Annotated in this window: 12 protein-coding genes and 1 other annotated feature; of the genes, 3 read left to right on the top strand and 9 right to left on the bottom strand. The window is 50.0% G+C overall.

Going from position 1 to position 12195, the window contains the following annotated elements; genetic code table 11:
* Positions 1 to 87: 87 nt before the first annotated feature.
* Positions 88 to 308, bottom strand: a binding site (T-box leader).
* Positions 309 to 418: 110 nt separating this feature from the next.
* The 8 genes from DWX32_RS05520 to DWX32_RS05490 all read right to left on the bottom strand — a co-directional run bounded on the left by DWX32_RS05520 (position 419) and on the right by DWX32_RS05490 (position 5732).
* Positions 419 to 1219 (bottom strand): MBL fold metallo-hydrolase, encoded by an 801-nt coding sequence (locus DWX32_RS05520; protein ID WP_118659391.1) that lies wholly within the window; start codon positions 1217 to 1219, stop codon positions 419 to 421.
* 21 nt (positions 1220 to 1240) lie between these two features.
* Positions 1241 to 1585, bottom strand: coding sequence for a putative signal transducing protein (locus tag DWX32_RS05515; protein ID WP_117509828.1), 345 nt, complete (start codon positions 1583 to 1585; stop codon positions 1241 to 1243).
* 147 nt (positions 1586 to 1732) lie between these two features.
* Positions 1733 to 2173, bottom strand: a complete 441-nt coding sequence (locus DWX32_RS05510; protein ID WP_226906325.1) for an SseB family protein — start codon at positions 2171 to 2173, stop codon at positions 1733 to 1735.
* A gap of 83 nt (positions 2174 to 2256) precedes the next feature.
* Complete coding sequence (locus tag DWX32_RS05505) at positions 2257 to 3216, bottom strand: hypothetical protein (RefSeq protein ID WP_118659390.1); 960 nt, start codon at positions 3214 to 3216, stop codon at positions 2257 to 2259.
* Between the two features lie 18 nt (positions 3217 to 3234).
* Positions 3235 to 3807 carry a M48 family metallopeptidase gene (locus DWX32_RS05500; RefSeq protein ID WP_118659389.1) on the bottom strand — a complete coding sequence of 191 codons (573 nt, stop codon included), beginning with the start codon at positions 3805 to 3807 and terminating at the stop codon, positions 3235 to 3237.
* 156 nt (positions 3808 to 3963) lie between these two features.
* Positions 3964 to 4101, bottom strand: coding sequence for a hypothetical protein (locus DWX32_RS19540; RefSeq protein ID WP_156327580.1), 138 nt, complete (start codon positions 4099 to 4101; stop codon positions 3964 to 3966).
* A gap of 22 nt (positions 4102 to 4123) precedes the next feature.
* Positions 4124 to 4879: a transglycosylase domain-containing protein gene (locus tag DWX32_RS05495; RefSeq protein ID WP_243037559.1), complete on the bottom strand. Its 756-nt coding sequence runs from the start codon at positions 4877 to 4879 to the stop codon at positions 4124 to 4126.
* 292 nt (positions 4880 to 5171) lie between these two features.
* Entirely contained in the window at positions 5172 to 5732 is a 561-nt protein-coding gene (locus tag DWX32_RS05490) for a biotin transporter BioY (RefSeq protein WP_022461328.1), read from the bottom strand.
* A 278-nt stretch (positions 5733 to 6010) separates the two neighbouring features.
* Between DWX32_RS05490 and DWX32_RS05485 the strand changes: the two genes are divergently transcribed.
* The gene (locus tag DWX32_RS05485; protein ID WP_118594854.1) at positions 6011 to 7384 is read left to right on the top strand and encodes an MATE family efflux transporter; all 1374 of its coding nucleotides are present in this window, start codon (positions 6011 to 6013) and stop codon (positions 7382 to 7384) included.
* Between the two features lie 195 nt (positions 7385 to 7579).
* Here the strand turns inward: DWX32_RS05485 and DWX32_RS05480 are convergent, their stop codons facing one another.
* Positions 7580 to 10009, bottom strand: coding sequence for a glycoside hydrolase family 3 protein (locus tag DWX32_RS05480; RefSeq protein WP_118659388.1), 2430 nt, complete (start codon positions 10007 to 10009; stop codon positions 7580 to 7582).
* Between the two features lie 390 nt (positions 10010 to 10399).
* Between DWX32_RS05480 and DWX32_RS05475 the strand changes: the two genes are divergently transcribed.
* The gene (locus DWX32_RS05475; RefSeq protein ID WP_118659387.1) at positions 10400 to 11515 is read left to right on the top strand and encodes an MGDG synthase family glycosyltransferase; all 1116 of its coding nucleotides are present in this window, start codon (positions 10400 to 10402) and stop codon (positions 11513 to 11515) included.
* A 6-nt stretch (positions 11516 to 11521) separates the two neighbouring features.
* The gene (locus DWX32_RS05470) at positions 11522 to 12178 is read left to right on the top strand and encodes a glycerol-3-phosphate acyltransferase (RefSeq protein ID WP_243002071.1); all 657 of its coding nucleotides are present in this window, start codon (positions 11522 to 11524) and stop codon (positions 12176 to 12178) included.
* The last annotated feature ends 17 nt before the right edge of the window (positions 12179 to 12195 follow it).

Raw genomic sequence — 12195 nt, 5'->3', positions numbered from 1 at the left:
CCTTTTATGTTTGGTGTATTGTGGTATTTATTCCCGCAGAGGCTTGTCTTAAATCAAAAACGCCCTTCACATACACATAACATGCATGCAAAGGGCGAAAATTCCGCGGTACCACCTTAATTTGTATCTCGTTTCGGAGTCTGTAACGTGACTCATGCGTGAGAACCTAATCATCACATCTTCTGTGCTTTTCAGCTCTCCGGTTCAGAAGCTACCTTCCATGACCACCTTCCCGGACAGCCTTTCAGCCGGTGAACCGTCCTCTCTTTTGGGGCCTGCCATGTACTCCTCTTCCTCATAACCTTTTCTTTTTCTGTTGGAATAGAAACTGCATTTATCATAATCGCGTTTTTTTATTTTGTCAAGCCGCCGCGGGCAAAAACCTTTCTTCTTATGGAAGTTCTAAGATTTCACGCGCTTATTTTCGGTGAATCCGCGATACACAGTACTGCATTTCTGCGCGGCCGTACGACGCGTAGCGGACCTGTTCTTTCGAAAACGGCTTCGCATTGCTTGGCCGTCCCAGGTTTTCGCCGTGGATCACCTGATCCACAAGGTCGATGAGATCTGCGAGAACGCCGAGGCTGAGCGGATTGTAAACCGGATGCGCCGTCGATTCAAACACCTGCGTGTGATGACCGCCGAAGAATTTCATGCGGCCGCCCTTTTTCACCAGCCACGCCATCAGACCAACCAGACCATCGTAATACTCTTCCAGGCTCGTTCCGCCCGGCACCTGCATCCAGACACCGCAGCCGCTTCCGATCGCATCTCCGGTGAACAGGTAATTCTGTTTCGTCTCCAGCACGACAACACTGCCCGGCGTATGGCCCGGAGCCTGACAGATGGTAAGTTCTGTGCCGCCAAGCGAAATGACCGAATCCGTACGGATATCATGAATCTCTTCCCACGGTTTTAGTTTTCCCGCCGTCAGCATCACGAGCGTCTCCGGGTCCATTTTCTTTTCCTCGTGGCACATGTAAACTTCGTCGAATTCATCGATGTGATACATGTGATCCGGGTGCGCATGCGTGATAACCAGCAGCAGAGGCTTATCTGTCAGCTCCCTTATCACTGGCAGAATCTTTGCGCCTGCTGTGATGCCGGTATCAATCACAGCCGCTTTCTCTTCTCCTTCTACCACATAGAACGACGAATTTCCCGCGTCAAGAATACAGTAAATTTTTTCTCCGATTTCTGTTACCTGAAAACCTTCCATTTTGTAAAACCTCCCTTTTGTTCACCGGAACATACTGAACCCTATGTTGAATAAAATCCCCATAACAATAATAATAACCCAGATCAGAGCTGCAATTCTTGCTTTTGGCGTATGGGATTGTGTTCGGAGCGGCTCAGGAAATTCCCCTTTTTTCTCCCAGTCGGCAATCCGTTTTTTTGCCTCCTCTGCCTGTTCTTCCTTCACATAAACAACGCGTCCCTGATACGGTATTCCAGTTGTAATCTGCAGAATTTCTCCGGCTCCTTCGCTTTTTCCATAAGCCATGATTCCATGACGCTGCAGCATCTTTACCATCTTTTTTGTAGTCTGTTCATCTACCGTACGATACACCTTTCGATACCCCATATCTTTCCCTCCTGTGCTTTGTGCCTTAGATCCACCTTCCGCTATTTTATGCTATTTTCTTTTTTTCTCTCAGCATCATCACCCACGCAATCCGTAATCGAAGTTGATTGTGAACAGCATCGTAATCTGGCCAAGTGAAATATGATATCAATGTCCTGCGTTCTCTTCCCCGATGATAATCGAAAGCAGCGTATGATCCAGCATGATCGTGCGGTTCCACGGATTGAAAATCACACCGCTGATCTCCTTTGTTTCGGATGCCATGTGGATCAGCTGTTCCAGACTCACGAGAAACGTAGATTTCACGCTGCTGCTCCCCTTTAATTCCTCATCAAAGCTCGTAAACGCGGCCCACCAGACTTTTCCGTCTGCGCTCTTTACCGTTCCGATCCGGATCTGATCGTCGCCGGATGGCGGTTCCACGGAAAGAATCGCCTGTCCGCCCTCTTTCATTCTGCGGCGGATTACCGTCAGCACATGTGCCAGCAGTTCCGGCGTCGGCTCCTTTTGCAGTCCCAGAATTGCTTCCTCTATCGTTTCATTCCCCTGCAGCCCTTCGTCCTTTAGAGTTTCCATTTCTTTTGCCATTGCTCTTGTCCTTTCTTTTTCGCTTTTCCCACACAGAATCTGTGTACCATCATCCCCGACAGCTTCGGCACTTCCGATGACCTTTACTCTGCGCCTACCCAGATGCCATCTTCCCCGCAGAATCTGCACTCTTTTGATAAATCCAAAACGTTTTCCATCCGCTTTAAGATCTGATCGTACTTCCCTTCCCGCATCAATGCAATCGTCACCGGATCCGTTCCGATCTGCAGATGGCGGAAGCCGCGTTTTCCTTCCTCCGTCCACGGCAGAGTCAGCTCCAGTTCAAAGCCGCCGCTGCTTCCGTACAGCTCACCCGGCTGTTCGTCCGCAAACAGCTCGAAAAACGGCTGATAATATGCCTTGAAATAATTCTCCTCTGGAAACCAAAGTGTCCCGTCCCCGGTCCGCTCCGGCTCTTTTACAACGGCATTCAGATAGCCTCTCTCGTAATACGTCATGCACGCCGCGCTCTTCGCCAGCGGATTTTCATTGATCTTCTCGATCTCCGACGCCGCCCGGCATCCGTTTCCAAAGGCCGCCTGGCTGTTCTCGCTCCTGCCGACCGGCTCCCAGACGCTCCATGCGTTCTGCTTTCCGTATCCGATCAGATCCTGGCGGTATGCACCGTTGTATTTTACAAATTTTTTCTCCCCCGGCTGCTCGATCAGGTTCAGCGGTACCATACAGTCAATTCCGTACAGCTTCTGCGCAATCAGCCGCGTGTAGATGATGCCGAGATAATGACAGATTGCACTGCGCTCCGCCGTGTCGAGATACATAATCTGCTCCGCTTTTACCAGCTGGTCGCCGCGTGTTTCGAGCACACTCTCCACCATCGCAATCCGTGACTGCAGCTCCGCCTTCCGTTTTCCGCGGTAGCGCGCCGACAGACGGCCGTACGGCATCGTGCTTGCAAGAACCGCGTGCAGCAGCTCCAGATTCGTGTATTTGATCATAATATCTTTCTTATTTAAACCGAGCTCTGCGTCGGTATCGACTTCCGTCACATTGATGATATATGTTTTTTCTTCGGTCAGTATCATTTGTTTTGCCTCTCTTTTTCAGTACTCTCTTCCATGCTCCTTCAGCCAGCTCTGCCACACTTTGTAATCGGGCATCTGCTGTGCCACCACCGCGTAAAACCGCGCGGAATGGTTCATCTCTTTCTGGTGCGCCAGCTCGTGGATAACGACGTAATCCATCACGCGCTCCGGCATCAGCACCAGTTTCCAGTTGTAGTTCAGGTTTCCGGCGCTGCTGCAGCTGCCCCAGCGGGTTTTCTGCTCACGAATTGTGATTCTGCCATACGTTACGCCCATCTCTTTTGCAAAATGTGCCGTCTTTTCCGCCAGCATCTGCGCCGCACGTTTAACCGCCGCTTTTCGTTCTGCTTCCGTCAGACGGTTCGCTGTTTTCTGCTCTGCGGCCGCCAACGCTTTTTCCCGGTGTGTGTGAATCCAATCCTGTTTTTCTTTTAAGAATGCTTCGATTTTGTATTTTGCCATCCGTTTCGGTGCGCGCACCACCACGCTTCCATCCGCTTTGACCTGGACGGCGAGCGTTTTGCGGGCGGAATACACGATCTCATAGGGAATCTGTTTTAAAATCCGTTCTGCGCGGTCTTTCTGTTCCATTTATTTTTCCTCAAAAGCTGTCTGTTTTACCATTTTTTTACCTGTTTTTCATTATACCTTTTTCCCGGCGGAAACGCAATCGGATTGCTCACAGAAAAAAACGCGAGCAGAATCACCGTTTTTCTTCCGGCAATTCTGCTCACATTTTTCTTTCTCTTATTTCAGCTCAATTTTTTTCTGCTTTCTTCGGATGCACAGCCTCACAAATAAAATCGCCGCCTGCACACAGAGAATCATCACCAAAATTCCAATCATGGACAGCGCTGTTGCCCCCAGTCTGATCAGTTTTCCCATTCTTTTTTCCTCACTTTTCTTTCTATCGTGCCAGAACCGGATCGGCTGCCGCATCCCACAGCAGGCTGTCCGTCTCACTTTGTTCCAGGTATCCATATTTTACCATTGCCGCCAGCACCTGCTTTTCCCGCTGCAGCGCCAGATCCGCGTGGCGCGACGGCGCGTAGGCGGACGGTGCATTCGGGATTCCGGCGAGGAGAACGGCTTCGCTGTCGGTCAGATCCTGCGGCTCTTTTCCGAAATAACCACGCGATGCTTCTTTGAGTCCGTAATAGCCATCCCCGAAATAAATAGTGTTGATGTACAGCTCCAGAATTTCTTCCTTGGAGAGCTGTCGTTCCACATAAAGTGCTGTCCACGCCTCTGCCGCTTTTCTGGCAAGTGTCTTATTCTGATCGTAATACATGTTTTTTACCAGCTGCTGTGTGATAGTACTGCCTCCCTGCTCCGGTTTCATCACGCGGATGTCATGTACAACCGCGCGCGCCATGCTGATCCAGTCTATCCCGTGATGTGTGTAATACCGGTGATCCTCGACAGCAAGCACCGCTTTTCTGTACAGATCCGGCACCTGTTCAAGAGAAGCCCACTGTGCTTCGCTTCTGATTTCCTCTACCGCCTGCGCGAGCGGCTTTTCCTTCACTGCCTTCTGATAGGAAACATATCCCTGGATTGCCCAGAACATTCCGGCCGTCAGCAGAATCAGGCAGAAAAATGCCAGAAAACCTCCAACCATTTTTCCCGCTGTTCCCCGGTGTTTTCGTGTTCTTTTTCTCATAGTTTCAAACCCCTTTGTTGTTCTTTCCTGCTTTCTATCCTACCATATCTCCCTTAACGCCTTCTTGCCTCTTTCTTAGGAATTCATTAAAATTTTGAAACTGTATGAAATGCATTTTGCACGTTTTTTCAAATAACCGCTGCTGCTGCGGAATACTTTAACCGAATCAGGCAAGTAGCGAAGCGGATTGCGAATATCCGCTTGACAAAACAGAAAAAGACAGACACCTGGCAGATTGTCAGGATGCCTGTCTCTTGTTTTTATCTTTTGGTTTTTCAGAAACGCTCTGTGATTATGCTGCGGTTCCGTAGTTCATTACATGAGCTGCTGACAGTGCTTTTCGAACGGCTACACCGAGAATTTCAGCTACTACAACGGAAATCACATCTTTTACGATGTACGGAACGGAAACTGCCAGGAAGGAAGCCGGGATCGTGTTTCCTGTTACAATAGAAAACTGTACCACACCGAATGCGTGACATACCGCAAGACCTGCGATTCCAAGAACGAATGGTTTGCCCGGGAAGCCTTTTTTAATTCCGGCACCGCAGAGCATTGCCATCGGAATAAATCCGAAAATAAAACCGCCGGCCGGTCCGAGAAGAGCGCCGAATCCACCGCTCATGCCGGCATAAACCGGAACGCCGATCGCGCCGAGGATCAGATAAAGAGCGGACGATGCACCTCCCAATTTCCAGCCAAGCACGTAGCCGCAAAATGCCATTGCAAAGGTCTGCAGCGTCACCGGAACGCCGGTCGGAAGCGGAATCGTCACAATGGACAGTACCGCAAGCACTGCCGTCATCATGCCGGTCAGTACAATCTGTTTTGTGGTAAGTTTTGATTTTTTCATGAATGTAAGTCCTCCTCGCAGGTTCTTGTATCCAATTCTTTCTGCTTTCGAATTGTTAACCTTGTTTCAATATAGGTTAATATTTCATTTTTGTCAATCCCTTTTTTAAAAATGCAGAGAGTTCTGCTACGATTCTGTTACACTTCCTGAAAATAGCGGTCACCCTCTTGTTTTCTGTTTTCTTTCTATGGTATACTATATAGTCTCGGAGTTTTTCTGGGAATGTTCACCCGATACAAACGATGAATTTTTATTCCATTTGAAAGGAGATACCCTCTATGAAACCTTCCGAAAATCCTCTCGGCTCGGAACCGGTCAGCTCTCTTTTGCGGCGTTTTGCGATTCCGAGCGTCATCGCGATGCTCGTCAGCGCCCTCTATAACATGGTAGACCAGCTCTTTATCGGTCACAGCATCGGCGTGCTCGGAAACGCAGCGACCAACGTAGCGTTCCCACTCAGCATGGTCTGCACATCCATCGGTCTGCTCTGCGGCATCGGCGGTGCTGCAAACTTCAATCTCTGCATGGGCAGAAAGGATCCGGAGCACGCGAAATCCTATGTTGGAAATGCCATCTCCATGCTGGCAATCCTCGGTGTGATCCTCTGCGTTGCCGTTCAGCTTTTTCTGCGTCCGATGATGCTTCTCTTTGGTGCGACGCCGGATGTCATTGATTACGCCTGTACTTACACCAGAATTACCTCCATCGGCTTCCCGTTTCTGATCGTCACAATCGGCGGCTCCAACCTGATCCGCGCGGATGGCAGCCCGAAATTTTCCATGCTGTGCAACCTGGTCGGCGCGATCGTCAACACGATTCTTGACCCGCTGTTCATCTTCGTTTTCCACATGGGCATGGCAGGTGCAGCGCTCGCCACGATCACCGGACAGATTTTATCGTTCGCGCTCGTTGTCTTCTATCTGCGCGGTTTTAAAACGCTGCCGCTTTCTCTTTCCGATCTGAAGCCGAAAATAGCCTGCTGGGCACGGATCGCTGCGCTTGGTGCAACTCCGGCATTCAACCAGGTGGCAATGATGGTTGTTCAGATCGTTATGAACAACACACTGACCTACTACGGCTCCAATTCCGTCTATGGAAGCGACATTCCGCTTGCATGCGCCGGTATTATTTCAAAGGTGAATATGCTGTTCTTCTCCTTTGTCATCGGCATTTCCCAGGGACTTCAGCCGATTGTCAGCTTCAACTTCGGTGCACAGAAATATGACCGCGTGAAGGACGCTTATAAAAAAGCAGTTTTTGCGGCGACTGCCATTTCCATCGTCGCCTTCCTCTGCTTCCAGCTCTTTCCGCGCCAGATTATCGGCATTTTTGGTTCCGGTTCAGAAGAGTACCTGCATTTTGCAGAGCGGTACTTCCGCATTTTCCTGTTTTTCACATTCCTGAACGGTATCCAGCCGGTCAGCTCAAACTTCTTTACCTCAATCGGAGCACCGAAGAAGGGTATTTTTCTTTCGCTGACGAGACAGATTATTTTCCTGCTTCCGCTGCTGCTGATTTTTCCGTATCTCTTCGGCATTGACGGCGTGATGTACACTGCACCGATTGCAGACCTTGCAGCCGCATCAGTCAGCATCGTTATGGTCGTGCGGGAATTTAAGATCATGGCAGAGCTACAGAAGGCTACTGCCTGAAAACAGGTTTCTTTCCCGGAGCGTTTCTGCAAAAGACTTTTCGTGAGCTGCGGTTGCCAGGGTCCTGTTAAAATACGGATCTTAGATCATTGCCGTGTAAGTAAAAAAATCGTATGCTGTTGCTTTTTCCACAACAGCATACGATTTTTTTATGCGTTATCCACACTTTTCTTTATTTATTCACATGCATCCACATCAGTCCATGCGAAGAATCATGGTCAGGATTCGTTTTGCACAAAGAGCGATTTCGTCGCGGGTGATGTATCCCTTCTCAAATGCCTCCTGTACGCGCTCCTCGTATCCGTTTGCCATTTTGATATCATTTCCGGCTTTTGTCTCGCGGTAATGCTCGCCGTGGGTCCACCAGTCGGTCGTTACCATTCCCTTAAAGTCCCACTCACCGCGCAGAATACCGGTCAAAAGATCCTTGTTCTCAGATGCCTGAACGCCGTTGATCAGGTTGTAGGACGACATGATTGTGTATGGATCTGCCTCTTTTACAATGATCTCGAAGGCTTTCAGGTAAATCTCACGCAGCGCACGCTCGGAAACGCGGGAATCGCTGTCTTTTCGGTTTGTTTCTTTGTTGTTGCAACAGAAGTGTTTCACACTTGCCCCGATGTGCTCGGACTGCATACCGCGTACCATTGCCGCACCGGATTTTCCGGCCACAAGCGGATCCTCGGAATAATACTCGAAGTTTCTTCCGCAGAGCGGGCTTCTGTGAATGTTGACAGCCGGGGTCAGCCAGATGCCGATGTTGTTTTCTTTGACTTCCTCTCCGCCGGCTTTACCGATCTCTTCGATCAGCTCCGGATCCCAGGTGCAGGCAAGCAATGTTGCACACGGCCATGCGGTCGTGTTGACGCCACACTGCGGCTGAATGCGAAGGCCTGCCGGTCCGTCTGCGGTCATGATATTCGGGATGCCGTACTCAGGCAGATTTCCCATGCCAAACGTGTTGGCAACTCCTGTGTTCGGCTGACCGCCGAGCAGATGAATGAGTGCTTCTGTCGGAAGCTTATCTACAAACTCGTCGAGCGTTTCTTTTCCTTCGACCACATTCATCAGGTTCGGATTCGTCTTTGCTGCTTCCATAAGCTCGCCAAAGCTCTTTCTCTCCTGTGCTTTGACTGCCGGGAGGAAGCCTTCCAGAGTCAGCTTATCCTGACGCTCCAGTCCTTCTTCCTCGACAGGGCCGTTATCGGTCGGAAGCGCTTCGTAGGTTCCATCCGCAAGGAGACGTTTTTCCAGCTTATGCGGAGCGGCAAGGCTGGTGTACTGTGCAGTCACTTTTGCCTCTGCCAGATCGTAGGTGAAGTCCAGTTTCTTCGCATCTCTTACATTGTTTCCAACGTAGAAGACGTAGCTTCCTGCCTCAAGAACATAGGCAGATTTTGCAACCTTTCCAAGGTCATCAAAAGATGCCATATCTTCCACTGTAAAGGAAAGAACGACTCTCTGTGTCTCGCCTGGCTGCAGCAGTCTTGTTTTCCGGTAAGCGCCAAGCTCTTTGGCCGGCTTGCCAAGCTTGCCCTGCGGTGCGCCATAGTAGAGCTGTACAACTTCTTTTCCGGCACGTTTTCCGGTGTTGGTAACAGCTGCTTTTACAACAATCTTTCCATCCTTCTCTTCTGCCCCCAGAACTTCTGTCTCAAAGCTGGTGTAGGAAAGACCGAAGCCGAACGGATAATTGACCTTCTCCGCTGCGCCAGGAATCGTCTCGAAATAACGGTAGCCAACGTAGATATCCTCGTTGTAATCCACGTAATAAACGGATTTATGGAAGTTCTCGGTGGATGGATAATCCTCGAGGGTTGCTGCGTAGGTATCAACCAGTTTACCGGATGGGTTGACGTCGCCTGTTACAACGTCCGCTGCCGCGAGGCCGCCTTCCATGCCGCCCTGCCATGCCATCAGCACCGCCGGAATCTCTTTGCAGTCTTTGAACCAGCTGGTATCAACCATACCGCCGACGTTCATGACAACGATGACATTTTTAAAGTTTGCTTTTACTTTTTCTACCATGGCTGCTTCGCCGTTTGTCAGGCAGAAGTCGCCGTTTTCGAAGATGCTGGCGCTCAGCTCGATCTGTTTTTTCTCATCCTCAAACAGCTCATAGCCTTCATCGTTGATCTGGCATTTGCGGTCCCAGCCCTCGCCGGAGAAACGGCAGATGGTGATGATTGCGGTATCGGTATATGCTTTCGCTTTTGTTACCAGCTCGTCCGGTACTTCCGGCTCTCTTGTCATGCCCGGTACAGCGCCTGCAGCATACTGTTCTTTTACATTTTTCTCATAGAATTCCGGAAGTTCATGGAACAGAGAAACCTCCCCCTCGGCCTCTTTGATCTTCATGCCTTCGTAGAAGTTGCGGATATACGCAACGGTAACGTCACCGCTTCCGCCGCCGCCTTTTACGTAATCAATCGTTCCTTTTCCAAATAAAGCTACTTTTGTGCCTTTTGCGAGCGGCAATGTCTCATTCTCGTTTTTCACCAGAACCATACCCTCGCCTGCTGCTTTTCTGGAAAGTGCGATATGTTCCGCGCTTCCTGTTACCCTTTTTCCGTCTTTTCCCAGCGGCAGAACCGGCTGGTAAAGACTTCTCTGCCATTTACCCATTTTAAGCTTACCTCCTGTATTTTCCGGTGCGCAGATTGCTTTCCGAACGCGCCCCATTCTGTCTCTATGATACGAAGTTTTGGATGGGATGTCAATTGATTTTTCAGCATTTTATCCTGTTTTTTGTTTCTTTTTCTTTCAGTTTTATTCTATTTTACCAATTTTTCAGGCACCAGTCGTTTTCCTTTCTCTCAAAATCTTGATCCGCAGGTGAATGCTCCGTCTGCGTCTCCCCGATATTTCTGCTGCCTGTCGCCTTCCTGTTATATCAGACACTTTTCTCCTTTTGTGGATTGCCCGAAATATAACAGCGTTCTATACTAGAGCGTGTCTGAAAAATCTCGTGATCCTGTTTCTTTCGGAGATACAACAAAAGAATGGAGTTTTCTTATGAAGGTACTGATTTTATCCTGCAATACTGGCGGTGGCCACAATGCTGCGGCCTCTGCATTAAAAGAAAGTCTGAATTTTTATCACCACGAAGCCGAGGTTCTGGATCTGATGAGCCTCGGGCGAAAGCATACCTCCGCACTGGTCGGCGGAGCTTATGTGAAGCTTGTCTCCGTTTTTCCGGCCGGCTTCGGCGCACTCTATCAGCTTGGTGAGCTGGTACGGAAATTTCCCTGGAAATCCCCCGTTTACTATGCAAATGCGCGGCTTGGAAATGCGCTTGCAGATTATATTGATCAAAACCATTTTAATGCCGTTGTCACCACACATCTTTATCCGGCGGAAACACTGACCTGGATGAAACAGAAAGGACGGCTGACGATTCCCTGCGTTGCCGTTGCCACCGATTACGCGTGCATTCCGTTCTGGGAAGAGACGAACTGCGATTACTATGTGGTTCCGCACAAGGATCTGATCCCGGAGTTTGCATCCTGCGGTATCCCGGAAGAAAAACTGCTTCCTCTCGGTATTCCGGTGCGGCCCGCATTTGCGCGCCCTGCATCCAAAGAGGATGTGCGCCGCCATCTCGGTCTTCCCGAGAATGCTCCGCTGTTTCTCGTCATGAGCGGCAGTATGGGATTCGGCAAAGTGCATCTGCTCGCACATGAACTCGTTTCCCGGCTGGAAAACGGCGAACAGGCTGTGATCATCTGCGGAAATAATAAAAAACGGATGCGTTCGCTCCGGCTGCAGTTCCATAAGAACCCAAATGTACATATCATCGGTTTTACACGCCACGTTGCGGAATATATGGCCGCTGCCGATGTGCTGTTTACAAAGCCCGGGGGCTTAAGCAGTACCGAGGCCGCTGTGCGGCGCGTTCCGCTCGTACACACTGATCCGATTCCGGGTTGCGAAACAAAAAACCGTGCTTTTTTTGTCTCACGCGGAATGTCCGTGACCGGCGCACATCAGAAAGAGCTGGCAGAGGCCGGTATTTCGCTTGCCTGCGATGATACACGTCAGATTGCGATGCGCGATGCCCAGCATCAAAACAGCCATCCGCAGGCGGGAACGTCAATTACACACCTTTTGGAAAAATTAGTTTCGGAGTAACTGCTTATGATGCTTACTGCTTATCTGTTTTATAGTTTCTTCGGGTACCTCTCGGGCAGCGTACTGTATTCGTACCTGATTCCAAAATACTTCTGCCACGTGGATGTCCGAACTGTGAATGAAGATCAGAATCCAGGCGCCTTCAACGCCTTTTCAGTGGCTGGACTGCGGATTGGACTGCTCTGCGTCCTGTGCGATATCGGGAAGGGATTTCTGCCGGTGTTTCTGGCGGCGCACAGTTCCGCTGTTTCGATGGGTTCCTGGATTTTCGCCCTGATTCTGCTCGCCCCGGTGGCCGGACACGCATGGCCGTTTCTGCAGCCTGCGAAAGGCGGAAAGGCGATCTCTGTCTCGTTTGGCGTGCTGCTCGGCCTCCTGCCGGATCTGCGGCCGGCGCTTCTTCTGGCGGCGTTTTATCTGACGTTTTCGCTGATTCTCATTATCCAGCCACACAGTCTGCGCTCGATCGTTTCGTTCTCCGGGTTTGCCGTTGCCGCACAAATTTCCCGCTTTCTTCCGTCCGTGCGGCTCGGCAGTCTGCTGGTATCACTCGTGGTGTGCTTCCGCCATCTTTTCAGCCTGCGGGAGCATGAGACCGAAAATGCTGCATTTACAATTCAGTCTTTGTCTGCTAAAATAAGGAAAAAGCAGAAAAAAGAATAATATTTACAGTTCATTTA

It is taken from the genome of Blautia sp. AF19-13LB, from assembly GCF_003479105.1.
GTDB classification, from domain to species: Bacteria; Bacillota; Clostridia; order Lachnospirales; family Lachnospiraceae; genus Fusicatenibacter; species Fusicatenibacter saccharivorans.
Note: the sequence above shows the minus strand (reverse complement) of the source record. Positions and strands in the feature narration are given on the sequence as shown.

What these genes read in the sequence shown, in the direction of transcription:
- DWX32_RS05470 (WP_243002071.1), top strand. Translation starts at nt 11,522, where the DNA reads ATGATGCTTACTGCTTATCTGTTTTATAGTTTCTTCGGGTACCTCTCG.
- DWX32_RS05475 (WP_118659387.1), top strand. Translation starts at nt 10,400, where the DNA reads ATGAAGGTACTGATTTTATCCTGCAATACTGGCGGTGGCCACAATGCT.
- DWX32_RS05505 (WP_118659390.1), bottom strand. Translation starts at nt 3,216, where the DNA reads ATGATACTGACCGAAGAAAAAACATATATCATCAATGTGACGGAAGTC.
- DWX32_RS05515 (WP_117509828.1), bottom strand. Translation starts at nt 1,585, where the DNA reads ATGGGGTATCGAAAGGTGTATCGTACGGTAGATGAACAGACTACAAAA.
- DWX32_RS05480 (WP_118659388.1), bottom strand. Translation starts at nt 10,009, where the DNA reads ATGGGTAAATGGCAGAGAAGTCTTTACCAGCCGGTTCTGCCGCTGGGA.
- DWX32_RS05485 (WP_118594854.1), top strand. Translation starts at nt 6,011, where the DNA reads ATGAAACCTTCCGAAAATCCTCTCGGCTCGGAACCGGTCAGCTCTCTT.
- DWX32_RS05500 (WP_118659389.1), bottom strand. Translation starts at nt 3,807, where the DNA reads ATGGAACAGAAAGACCGCGCAGAACGGATTTTAAAACAGATTCCCTAT.
- DWX32_RS19540 (WP_156327580.1), bottom strand. Translation starts at nt 4,101, where the DNA reads ATGGGAAAACTGATCAGACTGGGGGCAACAGCGCTGTCCATGATTGGA.
- DWX32_RS05490 (WP_022461328.1), bottom strand. Translation starts at nt 5,732, where the DNA reads ATGAAAAAATCAAAACTTACCACAAAACAGATTGTACTGACCGGCATG.
- DWX32_RS05510 (WP_226906325.1), bottom strand. Translation starts at nt 2,173, where the DNA reads ATGGCAAAAGAAATGGAAACTCTAAAGGACGAAGGGCTGCAGGGGAAT.
- DWX32_RS05520 (WP_118659391.1), bottom strand. Translation starts at nt 1,219, where the DNA reads ATGGAAGGTTTTCAGGTAACAGAAATCGGAGAAAAAATTTACTGTATT.
- DWX32_RS05495 (WP_243037559.1), bottom strand. Translation starts at nt 4,879, where the DNA reads ATGAGAAAAAGAACACGAAAACACCGGGGAACAGCGGGAAAAATGGTT.